The organism is Enterobacter sp. MGH 16 (assembly GCF_000493175.1).
In the GTDB taxonomy this organism is placed as follows: domain Bacteria; phylum Pseudomonadota; class Gammaproteobacteria; order Enterobacterales; family Enterobacteriaceae; genus Enterobacter; species Enterobacter roggenkampii.
This window is the reverse complement of record NZ_KI535695.1, coordinates 1040354-1059102: the sequence shown is the minus strand read 5'-3', so window position 1 is coordinate 1059102 and position 18749 is coordinate 1040354. Positions and strand designations below refer to the sequence as shown.

Sequence of the window (18749 nt, the reverse complement as noted above, 5' to 3'; positions counted from 1 at the left end):
GTAATCCCGCGCGGAACCTTTAATTTATCTCGTCATCGCTTTTGGTTATGACGCAGCACCTGTCATTAATTTCCCTTTCGTCCTGAATTTCTGCTTGCCACACAAAGCGGTACGGGTGGTATAGTCAAAAAAACAACACAAAACGCATAAGTCATATACAAACATTATTATAAGAGGTTCTTATATCTATGGATCAGACACGCTCTCTGGAAAGTTTCCTTGCCCATGTTCAGCAGCGCGACCCGCACCAAAGCGAGTTCGCCCAGGCCGTGCGTGAAGTGATGACCACCCTGTGGCCCTTCCTTGAACAAAACCCGCGCTATCGCCAGATGTCGTTGCTCGAACGCCTGGTCGAGCCAGAGCGCGTGATCCAGTTCCGCGTGACCTGGGTGGACGATCGCAATCAGGTGCAGGTTAACCGCGCGTGGCGCGTCCAGTTTAACTCGGCCATCGGCCCGTTTAAGGGCGGCATGCGCTTCCACCCTTCCGTGAATTTGTCGATTCTGAAATTCCTCGGCTTCGAGCAGACCTTTAAAAACGCACTGACCACGCTGCCCATGGGCGGCGGAAAAGGCGGCAGCGATTTCGACCCGAAAGGCAAAAGCGAAGGTGAAGTGATGCGTTTCTGCCAGGCGCTGATGACCGAACTCTACCGTCACCTCGGCCCCGATACCGACGTGCCTGCCGGTGATATCGGCGTGGGCGGACGTGAAGTGGGCTTTATGGCCGGGATGATGAAAAAGCTTTCCAACAACAGCGCCTGCGTATTTACCGGCAAAGGGCTGTCGTTTGGCGGGAGCCTGATCCGCCCCGAAGCGACCGGGTACGGCCTGGTTTACTTTACAGAGGCCATGCTCAAGCGTCACGGCTTAGGCTTCGAAGGCATGCGCGTAGCCGTTTCCGGCTCCGGTAACGTGGCGCAGTACGCGATTGAAAAAGCGATGCAGTTTGGCGCTCGCGTGGTGACCGCCTCTGACTCCAGCGGAACGGTGGTGGATGAAGCGGGCTTCACGGCAGAGAAGCTGGCGCGCCTGTGTGAAATCAAAGCCAGCCGCGATGGACGCGTAGCGGATTACGCCCGGGAGTTTGGCCTGACCTACCTCGAAGGTAAACAGCCGTGGGGCGTGCCGGTGGATATCGCCCTGCCGTGCGCCACGCAGAACGAGCTGGATGCGGAAGCCGCGCGCACGTTGATTAGCAATGGCGTAAAAGCGGTGGCCGAGGGGGCAAACATGCCGACCACGATCGACGCGACGGACCTGTTCCTGGAGGCGGGCGTGCTGTTTGCACCGGGCAAGGCCGCTAACGCGGGCGGCGTGGCGACCTCCGGCCTCGAAATGGCGCAAAACGCCGCGCGTCTCGGCTGGAAGGCGGAGAAAGTGGATGCGCGCCTGCACCATATCATGCTGGATATTCACCACGCCTGCGTGGAGTACGGCGGTGAAGCATCGCAAACCAACTACGTGCGTGGGGCGAATATCGCCGGGTTCGTGAAGGTGGCGGATGCGATGATTGGGCAGGGTGTGATTTAAAGTTTCGCTGCGTTCTCGCCCTGTAGGCCCGGTAAGGCGTAGCCGCCACCGGGCTTTTTTCAGGCCGCAGAGCTGTCTTTCGCCGGGTGGCGGCTTCGCCTGACCCGGCCTACGGGTTAAGAAGCGGCCGCGCTCTTTTTCTTTTTAAACGGTTTCTTCGCGCCACCACCGGGTGCAACCATCCCTCTGAACGTTTTCACGGGCGTGCTGCGCGCCTGATCGATCAGCTGGTAAAGCGTCCCCACCAGCGGCTGCATAAAGTCCTGATAGCGGCACTGCTTCTCGCTGATCTGCGTCAGCACCGATTCCCAGTGCGCGGTCATGTCCGGCCTGGCGGCCAGCTCCGGCAGGGAGTGAATCAGCGCGCGGCCCGGCTCGGTCGAATGGATATAGCGCCCCTTTTTCTCAAGAAAACCGCGCTTAAAGAGCAGCTCGATGATCCCCGCGCGGGTTGCCTCCGTACCCAGACCGTCGGTGGCGCGCAGGATCTTCTTCAGATCTTTATCCTGCACGAACCGTGCGATGCCGGTCATCGCGGAAAGCAGCGTCGCATCGGTAAAATGGCGCGGCGGCTGGGTCTGGCGTTCCACCACTTCCCCTTTTTCACACAGCAGCTCATCGTCTTTGGCAACGACGGGCAGCGGCGTGCCGTCATTCTCCTCGTCACGCTCTTTATTCCCCAGCAGCGTGCGCCAGCCTGCTTCAGCAAGGAAACGGGCTTTCGCAATGAATTTCCCTTTCGCGATTTCCAGTTCGATCACGCATTTGCGGAACACCGCGTCCGGGCAGAACTGCATCAGGTACTGGCGGGCGATCAGGTTATAGACCTTTGCTTCGTTGTCGGTCAGATTGACGTTGCTGGCGCGCGCCGTCGGGATAATCGCGTGGTGGGCGTCCACCTTTTTGTCGTCCCAGCAGCGGTTATGGGTGTCCGGGTTCACCACCGGCTGCGGCAGCAGATCCGGCGCATGCACGCTAATGGCGTTCATCACCGAATGACGACCGGCAAAATGCTCTTCCGGCAGATAGCGGCTATCCGAACGCGGATAGGTGATCAGCTTATGGGTTTCATAGAGCTTCTGGCAGATGTCCAGCACGTTCTGCGCGCTGAGGCCAAAGCGCTTCGCGGCCTCAATCTGCAGGGCCGACAGCGAGAACGGCAGCGGCGCGGGTTCTGATTCCCGTTTATCGTTATAGCTGGTGACGATAGCGGGCTGTCCGGTAATGCGGTTAACCACATGATCCGCCAGCGGACGGTGCAGCAAACGCCCCTCTTCATCCTGATATGACTCGCAGGCATCGCTCGGCTGCCAGACGGCGGTAAAGCGTTCGTCTTTAGGCGTGACGATATGCGCTTTCACTTCAAAGAAATCTTTGGCGACGAAGTTCTCAATCTCTTCATCACGACGCACGACCAGCCCCAGCACCGGCGTCTGCACGCGCCCCACGGAGAGCACGCCCTGATAGCCCGCGTTGCGCCCGAGGATGGTGTAGGCGCGGGTCATGTTGATGCCGTACAGCCAGTCGGCGCGCGCGCGGGCCAGCGCGGAGACGCACAGCGGGATAAATTCGCTGTTGGCGCGCAGGCGCGAGATCGCACGCTCCACCGCCTGCGGGTTGAGGTCGTTGATCAGGCAGCGCTGCACCTGCTGGCGCTTTTCCGGCGCCAGTTCAAGATAGTCCAGCACCTCATCCACCAACAGCTGTCCTTCCCTGTCCGGGTCACCCGCGTGCACGATTTCATCGGCTTCATGCAGGAAGCGCTTGATCACGTTGAGCTGTTTGGTCACCGAAGGTCGGGGCTGCAGGCGCCATTTTTCCGGCACGATGGGCAGATCGTTTAAATTCCAGCGGGCGTAGCGGCTGTCATAGACATCCGGCTGCGCCTGCTCAAGCAGGTGACCGATACACCAGGTGACCACCTGCCCGTTACCGCATTCGATAAAGCCGTCGCCTTTGCGATGCGGCTTAGGCAGCACATCGGCAATGGCACGGGCCAGGCTCGGCTTTTCGGCAATAAACAACCGCATCGAATTAACGGATCTCAATCATCGGTCGGCCACCGCGCGCGGTCACCAGCTCGCCGATCGCCGTCAGGGTAATGCCGAACTCGGCGGCCGTTGCCTGAACCTCGGCTTCGGATTCCGGCGTGACCGCCAGCAGCAGGCCGCCGGAGGTTTGCGGATCGCACAGCAGGTTGCGCCATTCTTCTGGCATTTCGCCCATCAGGTGACCATAGCTGGCGAAGTTACGCTGGGTACCGCCCGGGACCGCGCCCTGAGCAATATACTCTTCCACGCCCGGCAGCTTCGGCACGTCCTGATACCAGACCTGCGCCTGCACGCCCGCGCCCTGACACACTTCGGAGAGGTGCCCCAGCAGACCAAAACCGGTCACGTCGGTCATCGCCTTCACGCCGTCGATATTGGCGAACGCCGCACCCGCGAGGTTCATCTGGCACATGACTTCGGTTGCCAGCCCTTTGTGCTCCGGTTTGAGCAGGGATTTTTTCTCGGCGGTGGTCAGCACGCCAATGCCCAACGGCTTGGTGAGGAACAGCTTGCAGCCCGCCTGCGCGGTGCTGTTGCGCTTCACGCGCTCGGTCGGGACCACGCCGGTCACGGCCAGGCCGAAGATAGGCTCCGGCGCATCGATAGAGTGACCACCGGCCAGCGCAATCCCCGCCTGCTGGCAGGCGAAACGGCCGCCATCAATCACTTCACGGGCTACTTCCGGCGGGATGGTGTTGATCGGCCAGCCCAGAATAGCGATCGCCATAATCGGTTTGCCGCCCATGGCGAAGATATCGCTGATGGCGTTAGTGGCCGCAATACGCCCGAAATCGAACGGGTTGTCGACAATCGGCATAAAGAAGTCGGTGGTGCTGATAATGCTGGTGCCGTTACCCAGGTCATAAACCGCTGCATCGTCACGCGTTTCGTTGCCGACAAGCAGGTTCGGGTCGACAAACTTCGCCTGTTCGCTGTGCAGGATGGTCTCCAGCACTTTAGGGGAAATTTTACAACCGCAACCGGCTCCGTGGCTGTACTGCGTTAAACGAATGGTTTGCTCGCTCATGGACGTCTCCTGTCATCTCAATCGCGCTATGGTAGCGCTCATTCCATAAAGAGGTAAGTATGACTGTCTGAATTCTGCGGCAGATGCTCAGAATCCAGACAGTTTAGCGCGCGCTATCAGAAACGGCTGACGAAAGGCGTGGTGTCCGGCACGCTGATGGTGCTGGAGGCTTTAAGCTGCGGAGTACCGAGATAGAGGAAACCGACAATTTTGTCATGCTCACCGCAGGCAAAACCGTCCCGGACCGCCGGGCTTTCGGTCAGCGCACCGGTGCGCCAGATACCGTTAAAGCCTTGCGCGACGGCGGCCATCTGCATCGCCATCACCGCACAGCCCGCAGACATTTCCTGTTCCCAGACCGGGACTTTATGATCCGCCTGGCATTTTGCCACGACAGCGATGATCATCGGGGCGCGGAACGGGGCATTACGCGCCTTCTCGATTCCTTTCTCATCCTGCCCTGCGGCCACCGCTCCCTGCTCCAGCAGTTTACTGAAACGATCGCGGCCTTCGCCTTCAATCACAAAGAAGTGCCACGGCTGCAGCGTGCCATGATCGGGGGCACGCATGCCGGCACGCAGAATGTTCTCCAGCTGCTCGCCTGCCGGGGCAGGTTCGGCCAGACGGGAAGCGCTACGGCGGTTAACAAGCAGTTCGAGTGCGTCCATTGGTTAACTCCTTTCTTGAAATTTACTCACAAAATTAACACGACGGCAGATTTTGTTACAGCCTGGCAGGCGATTCCTGCTGACAAGTGGCGGTTGGGTCATTACGATAACCCAACATTACCGTCCAGTGGCGACGGAAACAGTCATTTTCTGGTTAGGGAGAATACATGCGAACCCTTTGGCGAATTATTGCCGGTTTCTTTAAATGGACGTGGCGACTGCTCAACTTCGTCCGCAACCTGGTGATGAATATTTTCTTCATCCTGCTGGTTCTGGTTTGCGCGGGCATCTGGATGCATATCAGCAACGCAAATCAGGCGCAGCATTCGACTCGCGGGGCCCTGTTACTCGATATCACCGGCGTCATCGTTGATAAACCGTCAGCCAGCAACCGTCTGGGTGTGATCAGTCGCCAGCTGTTTGGCGCCACGTCCGACCGCCTGCAGGAAAACTCCCTGTTCGATATCGTCGATGCCATCCGTCAGGCGAAAGATGACCGCAACATCACCGGCATCGTGCTGGATCTGAAAGATTTTGCTGGCGGCGACCAGCCGTCTATGCAGTACATCGGTAAAGCGCTGCGCGAATTCCGCGACAGCGGCAAGCCGGTCATTGCCGTGGGCGACAGCTACAGCCAGGGGCAATATTATCTGGCGAGCTTCGCCAATAAGATCTGGCTCTCCCCGCAGGGTACGGTCGATCTGCACGGCTTTGCCACCAACGGCCTGTACTATAAATCGCTGCTCGATAAGCTGAAGGTCACCACCCACGTCTTCCGCGTCGGCACGTACAAATCCGCCGTGGAGCCGTTTATCCGCGACGATATGTCCCCTGCCGCCCGCGAAGCGGACAGCCGCTGGATTGGCGAGCTGTGGCAGAACTATCTCGGCACCGTTGCCGCTAACCGTCAGATTACGCCTGAGCAGGTGTTCCCTGGCGCGCAGGGCGTGCTGGAAGGCCTGCGTAAGGTTGACGGCGATACCGCGAAATATGCGCTCGATAACAAACTGGTTGATGCCCTGGGCACCAGCGCCGAGATTGAAAAATCCCTGAGCAAACAGTTTGGCTGGAGCAAAGAGGACAAAAATTACAGCGCCATCAGCATGTATGATTACTCGACGAAGAAACCGGATGAGAACGGGGACAGCGTCGCGGTGGTCTTTGCCAACGGTGCGATCATGGACGGTCAGGAGACCCCGGGGAACGTGGGCGGCGACACCACCGCGTCACAAATCCGCGATGCGCGCCTCGATCCGAAAGTGAAGGCGATTGTCCTGCGGGTCAACAGCCCTGGCGGTAGCGTCAGCGCCTCCGAAGTGATCCGCGCTGAACTGGCCGCGGCCCGCGCCGCCGGTAAGCCGGTCGTCGTCTCAATGGGCGGAATGGCCGCCTCCGGGGGTTACTGGATCTCCACGCCAGCCAACTACATCGTGGCGAACCCAAGCACGCTCACCGGCTCGATTGGCATCTTCGGGGTGATCAACACCGTAGAAAACAGCCTGGATTCTCTGGGCGTGCATACTGACGGCGTAGCGACCTCTCCGCTCGCGGATGTCGCGGTGACCAAATCCCTGCCGCCGGAAGTCTCTGAGATGATGCAGCTCAGCATTGAGAACGGCTATAAACGCTTTATCACCCTGGTCGCCGACTCGCGCAAAAAGACGCCTGAGCAGATCGACCAGATTGCGCAGGGCCACGTCTGGACCGGTCAGGATGCGAAGAGCAACGGACTGGTGGACAGCCTGGGCGACTTCGATGACGCGGTGAAGAAAGCCGCCGAACTGGCGAAGCTGAAGCAGTGGCATATCGAGTATTACCAGGACGAACCGTCGTTCTTCGATATGGTCATGGACAGCATGTCCGGCTCGGTACGCGCCATGCTGCCGGAGGCGCTGCAGGCTTACCTGCCTGCGCCGGTCGCCACGGCGGCAAAAGCGATGAAGGCAGAAAGCGATAAGCTTGCGGCCTTTAACGATCCACAGAGTCGTTACGCGTTTTGCCTGACCTGCGCGAACGTCCGTTAAAAACCGTCCCCTCTTCCTACGAAGAGGGGATTTTTTTCTTTTGAAGAACAAGAACTCACTACCATGCAGAAGAAATCGATTTATGTAGCCTACACTGGCGGTACCATCGGTATGCAGCGCTCTGAAAACGGCTATATCCCCGTCTCCGGCCACCTGCAGCGTCAGCTTGCGCTGATGCCCGAATTCCACCGACCGGAAATGCCTGACTTCACCATCCACGAATACGAGCCGCTGATGGACTCCTCCGACATGACGCCGGAAGACTGGCAGCACATCGCGGATGATATTAAAGCCCATTACGACCAGTACGACGGCTTCGTGATCCTGCACGGTACCGACACCATGGCGTTTACCGCCTCGGCGCTCTCCTTCATGCTGGAGAACCTGAGCAAGCCGGTTATCGTCACCGGATCGCAAATTCCGCTGGCGGAGCTGCGCTCTGACGGGCAGATCAACCTGCTGAACTCCCTGTACGTGGCGGCGAATTACCCGATTAATGAAGTGTCGTTGTTCTTTAACAACCGTCTGTATCGCGGTAACCGCACCACCAAAGCCCACGCCGACGGCTTTGACGCCTTTGCCTCACCCAACCTGCAGCCGCTGCTGGAGGCCGGGATTCATATCCGTCGTCTGGGAACCCCTCCTGCGCCGAACACCGCGGGCGAGCTGATTGTGCATCCGATTACTCCGCAACCGATTGGCGTGGTGACCATTTATCCGGGTATCTCTGCGGACGTGGTGCGTAACTTCCTGCGCCAGCCGGTGAAAGCGCTTATCCTGCGCTCCTATGGCGTAGGCAATGCGCCGCAAAACGGCGAGTTTCTGAAAGAGCTTCAGGAAGCCAGCGAGCGCGGAATTGTGGTGGTGAACCTGACCCAGTGTATGTCCGGTAAAGTGAATATGGGCGGCTATGCCACCGGCAACGCGCTGGCGCATGCGGGCGTGATCAGCGGTTTCGATATGACCGTTGAGGCAACGCTGACTAAACTTCACTATTTACTGAGTCAGGATCTGGACATTCAGTCCATTCGCAGCGCGATGATGCAAAACCTGCGCGGCGAACTGACACCTGACGAATAAGGAGGTCTCATGAAGCAACGCGCCCTGCTCCTGGTCGATTTGCAAAATGATTTCTGCGCGGGCGGTGCGCTGGCCGTCGCCGAAGGTGACAGCACCGTTGACGTGGCCAACACGCTGATTGACTGGTGCAAAGCCCGTGGTGAAGCAGTTGTCGCAAGCCAGGACTGGCACCCGGCAAATCACGGCAGCTTTGCCAGCCAGCACAATGTCGAGCCCTTCACCCACGGTGAACTCGACGGGCTGGCGCAAACTTTTTGGCCGGATCATTGCGTACAGCAAACGGAAGGCGCGGAGTTACATCCGCTCCTGAACCAGAAAGCCATCGACGCGGTGTTCCATAAAGGTGAAAACCCGGCTATCGACAGCTATAGCGCGTTTTTTGATAACGGGCATCGCCAGAAAACGGCGCTGGACGCCTGGTTACGTCACCATGAAATCACCGAGCTGATTGTACTGGGGCTGGCAACGGACTACTGCGTGAAGTTCACCGTGCTGGATGCGCTTCAGCTTGGCTACACCGTCAGCGTCATCACCGACGGCTGCCGCGGGGTGAACATTCACCCGCAGGACAGCGCTCAGGCGTTTATGGATATGGCTGCGGAAGGCGCGACGCTGTATACGCTCGAAGACTGGCTGGAAACGCAGGCGTAGTCTTTTAAGCCGGGTGGCGGCTGCGCCTTACCCGGCCGACTTCTTTGGTTTTGTAGGCCGGGTAAGCGTCAGCGCCACCCGGCAAAACTCCCCCTCCGATCCCCATAAAGTGAACTCCCTCGCAACCTCACCGAAGCGGCAATGCTATTCTCTTCAGGCTGTTTTTTCGCCACGCCTTTTCCGTGGCGTGGTTAATTTTATTAAGTCAAAGAGGAACTTGTATGAAACGTTTGCCCTTGCTGGCAGCCTTACCCTTGCTTTGCGCGTCAGTTGCCTCCGCCAGTTCCCTGATGTCCGTGGGCTACTTTAACGGGGGTGGCGACGTCACCGCTGGACCGGGTGGCGATATCAATAAGCTGGACGTTCGCCAGATCACCCACCTGAACTACTCGTTTGGTCTGGTCTATAACGACGAAAAAGACGAAACCAACGCCGCGCTGAAAGATCCGGCGAAGCTGCATCAAATCTGGCTATCACCAAAAGTGGCGTCCGACCTGGCCTTGATCCCCACCCTGCGTAAGCAAAACCCAAATCTTAAGGTCCTGCTCTCCGTCGGCGGCTGGGGCGCCCGTGGCTTCTCTGGCGCAGCGGCAACCCAAGAGAGTCGCGCGGTGTTCATCCGCTCCGCGCAGGAGATTGTTGAAAAATATGGTCTGGACGGGATCGACCTCGACTGGGAGTATCCGGTCAACGGTGCCTGGGGCCTGGTGGCAAGCCAGCCCGCCGACAGGGATAACTTTACCGCCCTGCTGAAGGAGATGCGCGACGCGTTCGGGCATAAAAAGCTGGTGACCATTGCGGTAGGCGCGAATGCGGAAAGTCCGAAAAGCTGGGTGGATGTGAAAGCCATTGCCCCCCTGCTCGATTACATCAACCTGATGACCTACGACATGGCGTACGGCACGCAGTATTTCAATGCCAACCTGTACGACTCCAGCGCCTGGCCGACGGTGGCCGCCGCGGACAAATACAGCGTCGATTTTGTGGTGAACAACTATCTGGCCGCCGGGCTGAAGCCGCAGCAGATGAATCTCGGGATTGGTTTCTATGGCCGCGTACCAAAACGCGCCGTGGAGCCGGGCATTGACTGGACGAAACCCGATGCGCAAAAAAATCCGGCCACTCAGCCCTACTTCGGGCCGCAGGAGATCGGGTTGTTCAAGTCGCTCGGCTACGACCTGACCAAAGATACCTACGTGAAGTACAACGATATCGTCAAAAAGCTGCTGAACGATCCGCAGAAACGCTTTACCGAGCACTGGGACGACCAGGCGAAAGTGCCGTGGCTTTCGGTGAAGGGTGCCGATGGCAACGCGCTGTTTGCGATTTCGTATGAGAACCCGCGATCCGTGGCGATCAAAGCGGACTACATCAAAGAGAAAGGTCTCGCCGGGGCGATGTTCTGGGAGTACGGCGCGGATGATGAAAACCAGTTAGCGAAGCAGCTGGCGGCGTCGCTCGGGATCCCGCACTAAAGTGTAGCGTGCCGGGTGGCGCTAGCGCTTACCCGGCCTACAGGGAGAGCCTTATTTGAAAGTCGCAATCGGCTTCGGCGTGATACCGAAGTCCTCTTTCAGCTCACGCTTGCTCTTCATCACCATTTGACCATGGGTGTCGATCGTCATGTGCTGCGCGTCGGTGTTGTTGCGCGCCTGCCACAGCATAACCAGCTGCAGGCTGTTCTCTTTTTGCTCCGGGGTCAGCGCGACGCCATCGGGCCATTTTCCCAGCTCTACGGCGGTGACCAGACGCTGATAAATCTCCGGCGTCATACCGCTAATCATGTCTTCAATATTCACAATCCCGCCCTTTCGAAGGAATAATTTGCTGAATCGTTTTTTCAACCCTTGATCTGGTCGCCGTTTTCGTCGTCAGTGAAGCTCATTGAGGCTGAATTCACGCAGAAACGCTCGCCCGTTGGCTGAGGGCCATCCGGGAAGACGTGTCCAAGGTGCGCATCGCAGTTGCCGCAGCGAATTTCGGTGCGCACCATACCGTGCGACGAGTCGGTCAGATAGCGGATAGCCTCATCGCTCACCGGCTCGTAAAAGCTCGGCCAGCCGCAGCCCGAATCAAATTTCGTTTGGGAATTGAACAGCGGAGCATCACAGACCAGGCAGTGGTAGACGCCGTCTCGCTTGTTGTGCAGTAAACGCCCGGTGAACGGCGGTTCCGTCCCGTGGTTCTGCGTCACGTAAAACTGCATTTCTGTGAGGTTTTTTTTCAAATCGTCGGGGTTACGTTGGTTCGACATATGCTTACATCTCGCTGTAGAAACAGACATCTTTTACCCCGCATTCTAACAAAACATTAACACCCTTGCGTGCACTTTTGATCTAAACTTATGTGTCGCGAAAAGGCGGTCAGGCAATTGTGATCATATTCACATTTTTATCCTGCGAGGACTTTAAAATTCCGGGCGCAGCCCCCATGTGGTTGCAAGCTCAAAGGGAAAGTGAGGCGAGTCAGTCGCACAAACGTTAGTCACAGGATTGATTTGTCGCAATGATTGACACGATTCCGCTTGACGCTGCGTAAGGTTTTTGTAATTTTACAGGCAACCTTTTATTCACTAACAAATAGCTGGTGGAATATATGACTATCAAAGTAGGTATCAACGGTTTTGGCCGTATCGGCCGTATTGTTTTCCGTGCTGCTCAGAAACGTTCTGACATCGAAATCGTTGGTATCAACGATCTCCTGGACGCTGAATACATGGCGTACATGCTGAAGTACGACTCAACTCACGGTCGTTTCGACGGCACCGTTGAAGTGAAAGACGGCCACCTGGTTGTAAATGGCAAAACCATCCGCGTTACTGCTGAGAAAGACCCAGCTAACCTGAAATGGAACGAAATTGGTGTTGACGTTGTTGCTGAAGCAACCGGTATCTTCCTGACCGACGAAACTGCACGTAAACACATCACTGCGGGTGCGAAGAAAGTTGTTCTGACGGGTCCTTCCAAAGACAACACCCCAATGTTCGTTCGTGGTGCAAACTTCGAAACTTACGCTGGCCAGGACATCGTTTCCAACGCATCCTGCACCACCAACTGCCTGGCACCGCTGGCTAAAGTTATCAACGACAACTTCGGCATCATCGAAGGTCTGATGACTACCGTTCACGCAACCACCGCTACTCAGAAAACCGTTGATGGCCCGTCTCACAAAGACTGGCGCGGCGGCCGTGGCGCGGCTCAGAACATCATCCCATCCTCTACCGGTGCGGCTAAAGCTGTAGGTAAAGTACTGCCAGAACTGAATGGCAAACTGACTGGTATGGCGTTCCGCGTTCCAACTCCTAACGTATCCGTTGTTGACCTGACCGTTCGTCTGGAAAAAGCTGCTTCTTATGAAGAAATTAAGAAAGCAATCAAAGCTGCTTCCGAAGGCCCAATGAAAGGCGTTCTGGGTTATACCGAAGACGACGTTGTATCTACCGATTTCAACGGCGAAGTGTGCACTTCTGTGTTCGATGCTAAAGCAGGTATCGCACTGAACGACAACTTCGTTAAACTGGTATCCTGGTACGACAACGAAACCGGCTACTCTAACAAAGTACTGGACCTGATCGCTCACATCTCCAAATAAGTTGAGATGAGTGTTTGATCCAAAAAGGCGACTTCGGTCGCCTTTTTTATTTATAAGACAGAGGATTGCTTAATGATTAATAAAATTTTTGCACTTCCGGTAGTCGAACAACTTACCCCTGTGCTCTCCCGCCGCCAGATTGACGGTGCTGACGTTATCGTCGTTGACCATCCACGCGTTAAGGCCTCCGTGGCGCTGAACGGCGCCCACCTGCTCTCCTGGAAGCCGGAAGGTGAAGTTGAGGGATTGTGGCTCAGTGATGCGACCTCCTTCAAAAAAGGGGCTGCAATCCGTGGTGGCGTACCGATCTGCTGGCCGTGGTTCGGCCCGTCCGCACAGCCGGGTTTGCCTTCTCACGGTTTTGCCCGTAACCAGCAGTGGACCCTTAAAGCGCATAACGAAGACGACAACGGCGCCGTGCTGACCTTTGAGCTGCAGGCAAATGACGAAACCCGCGCTCTGTGGCCGCACGATTTCACCCTGTACGCCCGCTTTAAGCTGGGTAAAACCTGTGAAATCGAACTGGAAGCCCATGGCGAGTTCGAAACCACCTCCGCCCTGCACACCTATTTCAACGTGGGTGACATCAGCGCTGTGAAGGTGAGCGGTCTTGGCGATACCTTTATCGATAAAGTCGACAACGCGAAAGAAGGCAAACTCAGCGACGGCGTTCAGGCGTTTCCTGACCGTACCGACCGCGTCTATCTGCATCCGGAAGCATGCAGCATGATCCACGACGGTGCCCTGAACCGCGGCATTGAGGTAGTACATCACCATCACAGCAACGTGGTGGGCTGGAACCCGGGCCCTGCACTGTCTGTCAGCATGGCCGACGTGCCTGACGACGGTTATAAAACGTTTGTCTGCGTGGAAACGGCCTGCGTGACTGCCCCGCAGAAAGCGAGTGAAGAAAAGCCATCTCGTTTAGGTCAGACGATCCGCATTATTAAGCGATAATCTCGCTGCACCACACTAAAGCAAACGGGGCGCAAGCGCCCCGTTTTGATGCACCAATTGCACAATATAAGTGCGCAATCAGAACTTGTAGGTCACACCGACAGAAAAGATGCCTGCCCAGGACTTATCGACCATCGGGCTGTCTTTCACTTCATCGCTCAGACGCTCATAACGGCCAGTACCGTACACGCTCCAGTCGCCAAGGAAGTTATAGCTCGCGGTCAGCTCCAGGTACGGATCCCAGCCGTCATCTGCGCTGTAGCTCTTCAGACCGCTACGACGGGACTCGTTTTTAGAGACGCCATAATAGTAGTCATTGTAGTTCTCGCTGTTGTACTGCACACCAATACCCGGCGTCAGGGTCAGACCACCGTTGGTGTAACGGTACAGCCACGCCAGATCCCAGATAAAGCCGTTGCTGTTATCCAGCGTATCGCCTGCCAGGGCCGTACGCAGGAAGCCATACTGGGTGTTATGCACATAAGAGAGGCCGGCCATCATCGAGCTTTTACGCTTGTCGAGCTGGCGAAGCGCGTGGCTGTCGCTGTCACCCGGCTTGAAGTGCGTAGGATCGTAGTACGCCATGATGGAAAGCTTATCGGCCGTATCGTTCCACAGATAGTAGCCGCCGCCGAGCCCACGGAACCAGACGTTATCGCCTTCATAGGTGATAACCGGGACAGGATAAACATCACGGTCATACTGTTTGTACGGGCTGTTAATGACGCCAACACCCGCGCCAACCGTCCACTGACTTTCCGCCTGTGCGGTGCTTACTGCGGTCGCGGCAAGGATGCCTAATGCCAGAAGTTTGAGTTTGGTCACAATCCATTCTTTCCTGTAGTCAAATAATCAGCGGGTGAAGTGTAACCGCCATTCCCGTACATCCCAAAATTTTTTGCCTGCTAATCAGTCTGATTAACCCATTATTTTTAACTTATCAGATGACAACCGGCTTTCATTTACATGACCGCTGAATGAAAAATGTGCTTTTGCCTTATTACCAGAGTGGAAATTTTTGGATGAGTTATTGATATGTCATTGAAAGTAGATTTTATGGGCATGCAAGTTTTGCAAATGCCATCTACGCTTTAATTTAAGAAGAGTTTTCCTGAACACCCTGCGGTTCTTAGCGTCTGACCTGGCACACAGGTTGCTGCTCTGGCAGTGAGGTGCGAGAGATTCTCTTCCGGGAGCCTCCACTACTCATACGAACGGCTCTTATCCTGTGCTAAAAAACGAAAGGACGGCATGCCATGAATATATTCGATCACTATCGCCAGCGCTATGAAGCTGCCAAGGACGAAGAGTTCACACTGCAGGAGTTTCTTACCATCTGTCGGCAAGATCGCAGTGCCTATGCCAATGCGGCAGAACGGCTATTGATGGCTATTGGTGAGCCAAACATGGTTGACACTGCCCTGGAACCCCGGCTTTCCCGTCTCTTTTCGAATCGGGTGGTCGCCCGATACCCGGCGTTTGAAGAGTTCTATGGTATGGAAGATGCAATCGAACAGATTGTCTCCTACCTGAAGCATGCCGCTCAGGGTCTGGAAGAGAAGAAACAGATCCTCTATTTACTCGGCCCCGTGGGCGGCGGTAAATCCTCGCTGGCGGAACGCCTGAAGTCGCTGATGCAGCGCGTGCCTATCTATGTCCTGAGCGCCAACGGCGAGCGCAGCCCGGTGAATGACCACCCGCTGTGCTTGTTCAATCCGCAGGAAGATGCGCAGATTCTGGATAAAGAGTACGGCATCCCGCGTCGCTACCTCGGCACCATCATGTCGCCGTGGGCGGCAAAACGCCTGCACGAGTTTGGTGGCGACATCACCAAATTCCGCGTGGTGAAAGTCTGGCCGTCGATCCTGGAACAGATCGCCATCGCTAAAACGGAACCCGGTGATGAGAACAACCAGGATATTTCGGCGCTGGTCGGTAAGGTCGACATCCGCAAGCTGGAAAACTTCGCGCAAAACGACCCGGATGCCTACGGTTACTCTGGCGCGCTGTGCCGGGCTAACCAGGGGATTATGGAATTCGTCGAGATGTTTAAAGCGCCCATCAAGGTGCTGCATCCGCTGCTGACGGCCACTCAGGAAGGAAACTACAACGGGACGGAAGGTATCTCCGCCCTGCCGTTTAACGGGATCATTCTTGCCCACTCGAACGAATCTGAATGGGTGACCTTCCGTAACAACAAAAACAACGAGGCCTTCCTTGACCGCGTGTACATCGTCAAGGTGCCTTACTGCCTGCGGATCTCCGAAGAGATCAAAATTTACGAGAAACTGCTTAACCACAGTGAGCTGGTGCATGCGCCGTGCGCGCCGGGCACGCTGGAAACGCTGTCTCGCTTCTCCATCCTGTCGCGCCTGAAAGAGCCGGAAAACTCCAGCATCTACTCGAAAATGCGCGTCTATGACGGTGAGAGCCTGAAGGATACCGATCCGAAAGCGAAGTCGTATCAGGAGTATCGCGACTACGCCGGGGTTGATGAAGGGATGAACGGTCTGTCCACGCGCTTCGCGTTTAAGATCCTCTCCCGCGTCTTTAACTTCGACCATGCGGAAGTGGCGGCCAACCCGGTGCATCTGTTCTACGTGCTGGAGCAGCAAATCGAGCGCGAGCAGTTCCCCCAGGAGCAGGCTGAACGCTACCTTGAGTTCCTGAAAGGTTACCTGATCCCGAAATACGCCGAGTTCATTGGCAAAGAGATCCAGACGGCCTACCTGGAATCCTATTCAGAATACGGGCAGAACATTTTTGACCGTTATGTCACCTACGCTGACTTCTGGATCCAGGATCAGGAATACCGCGACCCGGATACCGGCCAGCTGTTTGACCGTGAATCCCTGAACGCGGAGCTGGAAAAAATCGAGAAGCCTGCCGGGATCAGCAACCCGAAAGACTTCCGTAACGAGATTGTGAACTTCGTCCTGCGCGCCAGAGCGCATAACAACGGGCGCAACCCGAACTGGACCAGCTACGAGAAGCTGCGCACGGTCATTGAGAAGAAAATGTTCTCCAATACCGAAGAGCTGCTGCCGGTGATCTCGTTTAACGCCAAAACCTCAACCGATGAACAGAAAAAACACGACGATTTTGTCGACCGTATGATGGAAAAAGGCTACACCCGCAAACAGGTCCGCCTGCTCTGCGAATGGTACCTGCGCGTGCGTAAATCGTCTTAAAACAAGTGCCCGGCGGCGCTTAGCGCCTGCCGGGCCTACAAAATGCAAGTTGGCAAATGCAGTACGGGGGGTATATGACCTGGTTTATTGACCGGCGTCTTAACGGCAAAAACAAGAGCACGGTGAACCGCCAGCGCTTCTTGCGTCGTTATAAAGCGCAAATTAAACAGTCTATCTCCGAGGCCATCAACAAACGCTCGGTGACCGACGTCGACAGCGGCGAGTCTGTCTCCATCCCCACCGATGACATCAGCGAACCGATGTTTCATCAGGGGCGAGGCGGCCTGCGCCATCGCGTACACCCAGGTAATGACCACTTCGTTCAGAACGACAGAATTGAGCGCCCTCAGGGCGGCGGCGGTGGTTCAGGAAGCGGTCAGGGACAGGCCAGCCAGGACGGTGAAGGTCAGGACGAATTTGTTTTCCAGATCTCAAAAGATGAATATCTCGACCTGCTGTTCGAAGACCTGGCGCTGCCGAATCTGAAAAAGAATCAGCATCGTCAGCTTAATGAATATAAAACCCACCGCGCGGGCTATACCGCCAACGGCGTGCCCGCCAACATCAGCGTCGTGCGTTCGCTGCAGAACTCGCTGGCGCGACGCACGGCCATGACGGCAGGCAAACGTCGCGAACTGCGCGAGCTGGAGAGCAGCCTGAAGGTGGTGGAAAATACGGAACCGGCGCAACTGCTGGAAGAGGAGCGCCTGCGTAAAGAGATTGCAGAGCTGAGGGCGAAGATCGAACGGGTCCCGTTTATCGACACCTTTGACCTGCGCTACAAGAACTACGAAAAACGCCCTGAGCCCTCCAGCCAGGCGGTGATGTTCTGTCTGATGGACGTGTCCGGCTCGATGGACCAGGCCACCAAGGATATGGCAAAGCGCTTCTATATTCTGCTCTATCTGTTCCTGAGCAGAACCTATAAGAACGTGGAGGTGGTCTATATCCGCCACCACACCCAGGCAAAAGAAGTGGATGAACATGAGTTCTTCTACTCGCAGGAAACCGGGGGCACCATCGTCTCGAGCGCGCTGAAGCTGATGGATGAAGTGGTCAAAGAGCGCTACGACCCGGCACAGTGGAACATTTATGCCGCGCAGGCGTCGGATGGCGATAACTGGGCCGACGACTCGCCGCTGTGTCACGAGATTCTGGCGAAGAAAATTCTGCCGGTCGTGCGTTACTACAGCTATATCGAAATCACCCGTCGTGCGCACCAGACCCTGTGGCGGGAGTATGAGCATCTGCAGTCGATGTTCGATAATTTTGCCATGCAGCATATCCGTGACCAGGATGACATTTATCCGGTGTTCAGGGAGCTGTTCCACAAGCAGTCTGCTACCAGCAACGCATAATCCCACAGCCAGCGAACCCGCTGGCTGTTTTCTTTCGACCCCGTTCATCCCGTGCTAATGTAGACCCCTGCATACTGGATTATCACCGGGAAAATCGTTATGACTGACGACGTTATTGGAACAGGAACCCACCAGCAGCTCATTACCTTACTCACCGAGCAGGGCGCGCGTTTTCGCGTCATGGAGCACGAGGCGGTCGGGAAATGTGAAGCGGTAAGTGAAATTCGCGGAACCGACCTGCGGCAAGGCGCTAAAGCCCTGGTCTGCAAGGTGAAGGGAAACGGCGTAAAGAAACATGTTCTGGCGATCCTTGCCGCCGACCTGCAGGCTGACCTGAGCCAGCTTGCCAGCCATTTTGGCGGGCTAAAGGCCTCCCTCGCCAGCCCTGCCGAAGTCGATGCCCTGACCGCCTGCGTTTTCGGCGCTATCCCGCCCTTTAGCTTCCATCCTGATTTGGCGCTGGTTGCCGACCCGCTGCTGTTCGAGCGCTTTGACGAAATCGCGTTTAACGCCGGCCTGCTGGAGAAATCCGTGATTATGGATACCCAGGATTACCTGCGCATCGCCCGTCCTGAACTCGTCACCTTCCATAAAGCCTAACTGCAACGGCTGACGCCCT

16 protein-coding genes are annotated in these 18749 nt (G+C 56.4%); 10 read left to right on the top strand and 6 right to left on the bottom strand.

Features of this window, described 5'->3' with window-relative positions:
* The first annotated feature begins 188 nt into the window (after positions 1-188).
* Positions 189-1532 (top strand): NADP-specific glutamate dehydrogenase, encoded by a 1344-nt coding sequence (gdhA, locus tag L362_RS17580; RefSeq protein WP_008500700.1) that lies wholly within the window; start codon positions 189-191, stop codon positions 1530-1532.
* A 116-nt stretch (positions 1533-1648) separates the two neighbouring features.
* Here gdhA and L362_RS17585 read toward each other — a convergent pair whose 3' ends face one another.
* The 3 genes from L362_RS17585 to L362_RS17595 all read right to left on the bottom strand — a co-directional run bounded on the left by L362_RS17585 (position 1649) and on the right by L362_RS17595 (position 5278).
* A complete protein-coding gene (locus L362_RS17585) occupies positions 1649-3562 on the bottom strand; it encodes a DNA topoisomerase III (protein ID WP_023343916.1) in 1914 nt (637 codons plus the stop codon).
* 4 nt (positions 3563-3566) lie between these two features.
* Complete coding sequence (gene selD / locus L362_RS17590) at positions 3567-4610, bottom strand: selenide, water dikinase SelD (protein ID WP_008500702.1); 1044 nt, start codon at positions 4608-4610, stop codon at positions 3567-3569.
* A gap of 116 nt (positions 4611-4726) precedes the next feature.
* Entirely contained in the window at positions 4727-5278 is a 552-nt protein-coding gene (locus L362_RS17595) for an NAD(P)H nitroreductase (protein WP_023343915.1), read from the bottom strand.
* Positions 5279-5445: 167 nt separating this feature from the next.
* Here L362_RS17595 and sppA point away from each other — a divergent pair, with 167 nt between their 5' ends.
* The 4 genes from sppA (at position 5446) to L362_RS17615 (ending at position 10508) form a co-directional block, all read left to right on the top strand.
* Positions 5446-7302, top strand: coding sequence for a signal peptide peptidase SppA (sppA, locus tag L362_RS17600; protein ID WP_008500704.1), 1857 nt, complete (start codon positions 5446-5448; stop codon positions 7300-7302).
* A 63-nt stretch (positions 7303-7365) separates the two neighbouring features.
* Positions 7366-8382, top strand: a complete 1017-nt coding sequence (gene ansA, locus L362_RS17605) for an asparaginase (protein ID WP_008500705.1) — start codon at positions 7366-7368, stop codon at positions 8380-8382.
* Between the two features lie 9 nt (positions 8383-8391).
* On the top strand, positions 8392-9033 hold the full coding sequence (gene pncA / locus L362_RS17610; protein WP_008500706.1) for a bifunctional nicotinamidase/pyrazinamidase: 642 nt from the start codon (positions 8392-8394) through the stop codon (positions 9031-9033).
* Between the two features lie 221 nt (positions 9034-9254).
* Positions 9255-10508, top strand: a complete 1254-nt coding sequence (locus L362_RS17615) for a chitinase ChiD (RefSeq protein ID WP_023343914.1) — start codon at positions 9255-9257, stop codon at positions 10506-10508.
* Between the two features lie 51 nt (positions 10509-10559).
* Here the strand turns inward: L362_RS17615 and L362_RS17620 are convergent, their stop codons facing one another.
* Together L362_RS17620 and msrB are read right to left on the bottom strand one after the other, a co-directional pair.
* A complete protein-coding gene (locus L362_RS17620; RefSeq protein WP_021241050.1) occupies positions 10560-10832 on the bottom strand; it encodes a YeaC family protein in 273 nt (90 codons plus the stop codon).
* Positions 10833-10873: 41 nt separating this feature from the next.
* A complete protein-coding gene (gene msrB / locus L362_RS17625) occupies positions 10874-11287 on the bottom strand; it encodes a peptide-methionine (R)-S-oxide reductase MsrB (RefSeq protein ID WP_008500710.1) in 414 nt (137 codons plus the stop codon).
* Between the two features lie 341 nt (positions 11288-11628).
* Between msrB and gapA the strand changes: the two genes are divergently transcribed.
* Together gapA and L362_RS17635 are read left to right on the top strand one after the other, a co-directional pair.
* Entirely contained in the window at positions 11629-12624 is a 996-nt protein-coding gene (gene gapA, locus L362_RS17630; protein ID WP_006809136.1) for a glyceraldehyde-3-phosphate dehydrogenase, read from the top strand.
* Positions 12625-12696: 72 nt separating this feature from the next.
* On the top strand, positions 12697-13581 hold the full coding sequence (locus L362_RS17635) for a D-hexose-6-phosphate mutarotase (protein WP_008500711.1): 885 nt from the start codon (positions 12697-12699) through the stop codon (positions 13579-13581).
* Between the two features lie 78 nt (positions 13582-13659).
* On the opposite strand, the gene L362_RS17640 is transcribed toward L362_RS17635, so the two are convergent.
* Positions 13660-14406 (bottom strand): MipA/OmpV family protein, encoded by a 747-nt coding sequence (locus tag L362_RS17640; protein ID WP_021241048.1) that lies wholly within the window; start codon positions 14404-14406, stop codon positions 13660-13662.
* Between the two features lie 431 nt (positions 14407-14837).
* Here L362_RS17640 and yeaG point away from each other — a divergent pair, with 431 nt between their 5' ends.
* The 3 genes from yeaG (at position 14838) to L362_RS17655 (ending at position 18730) form a co-directional block, all read left to right on the top strand.
* Positions 14838-16772, top strand: coding sequence for a protein kinase YeaG (gene yeaG / locus L362_RS17645; RefSeq protein WP_008500713.1), 1935 nt, complete (start codon positions 14838-14840; stop codon positions 16770-16772).
* Between the two features lie 74 nt (positions 16773-16846).
* Positions 16847-18130 carry a YeaH/YhbH family protein gene (locus tag L362_RS17650; RefSeq protein ID WP_023292702.1) on the top strand — a complete coding sequence of 428 codons (1284 nt, stop codon included), beginning with the start codon at positions 16847-16849 and terminating at the stop codon, positions 18128-18130.
* 99 nt (positions 18131-18229) lie between these two features.
* Positions 18230-18730 (top strand): YbaK/prolyl-tRNA synthetase associated domain-containing protein, encoded by a 501-nt coding sequence (locus L362_RS17655; protein ID WP_008500735.1) that lies wholly within the window; start codon positions 18230-18232, stop codon positions 18728-18730.
* The last annotated feature ends 19 nt before the right edge of the window (positions 18731-18749 follow it).

Excerpts from the sequence above, each read along its gene's own strand:
- L362_RS17635 (WP_008500711.1), top strand. The coding sequence starts at position 12,697 with ATGATTAATAAAATTTTTGCACTTCCGGTAGTCGAACAACTTACCCCT.
- gapA (WP_006809136.1), top strand. The coding sequence starts at position 11,629 with ATGACTATCAAAGTAGGTATCAACGGTTTTGGCCGTATCGGCCGTATT.
- L362_RS17595 (WP_023343915.1), bottom strand. The coding sequence starts at position 5,278 with ATGGACGCACTCGAACTGCTTGTTAACCGCCGTAGCGCTTCCCGTCTG.
- pncA (WP_008500706.1), top strand. The coding sequence starts at position 8,392 with ATGAAGCAACGCGCCCTGCTCCTGGTCGATTTGCAAAATGATTTCTGC.
- gdhA (WP_008500700.1), top strand. The coding sequence starts at position 189 with ATGGATCAGACACGCTCTCTGGAAAGTTTCCTTGCCCATGTTCAGCAG.
- L362_RS17585 (WP_023343916.1), bottom strand. The coding sequence starts at position 3,562 with ATGCGGTTGTTTATTGCCGAAAAGCCGAGCCTGGCCCGTGCCATTGCC.
- yeaG (WP_008500713.1), top strand. The coding sequence starts at position 14,838 with ATGAATATATTCGATCACTATCGCCAGCGCTATGAAGCTGCCAAGGAC.
- sppA (WP_008500704.1), top strand. The coding sequence starts at position 5,446 with ATGCGAACCCTTTGGCGAATTATTGCCGGTTTCTTTAAATGGACGTGG.
- L362_RS17615 (WP_023343914.1), top strand. The coding sequence starts at position 9,255 with ATGAAACGTTTGCCCTTGCTGGCAGCCTTACCCTTGCTTTGCGCGTCA.
- L362_RS17655 (WP_008500735.1), top strand. The coding sequence starts at position 18,230 with ATGACTGACGACGTTATTGGAACAGGAACCCACCAGCAGCTCATTACC.
- selD (WP_008500702.1), bottom strand. The coding sequence starts at position 4,610 with ATGAGCGAGCAAACCATTCGTTTAACGCAGTACAGCCACGGAGCCGGT.
- msrB (WP_008500710.1), bottom strand. The coding sequence starts at position 11,287 with ATGTCGAACCAACGTAACCCCGACGATTTGAAAAAAAACCTCACAGAA.
- ansA (WP_008500705.1), top strand. The coding sequence starts at position 7,366 with ATGCAGAAGAAATCGATTTATGTAGCCTACACTGGCGGTACCATCGGT.
- L362_RS17650 (WP_023292702.1), top strand. The coding sequence starts at position 16,847 with ATGACCTGGTTTATTGACCGGCGTCTTAACGGCAAAAACAAGAGCACG.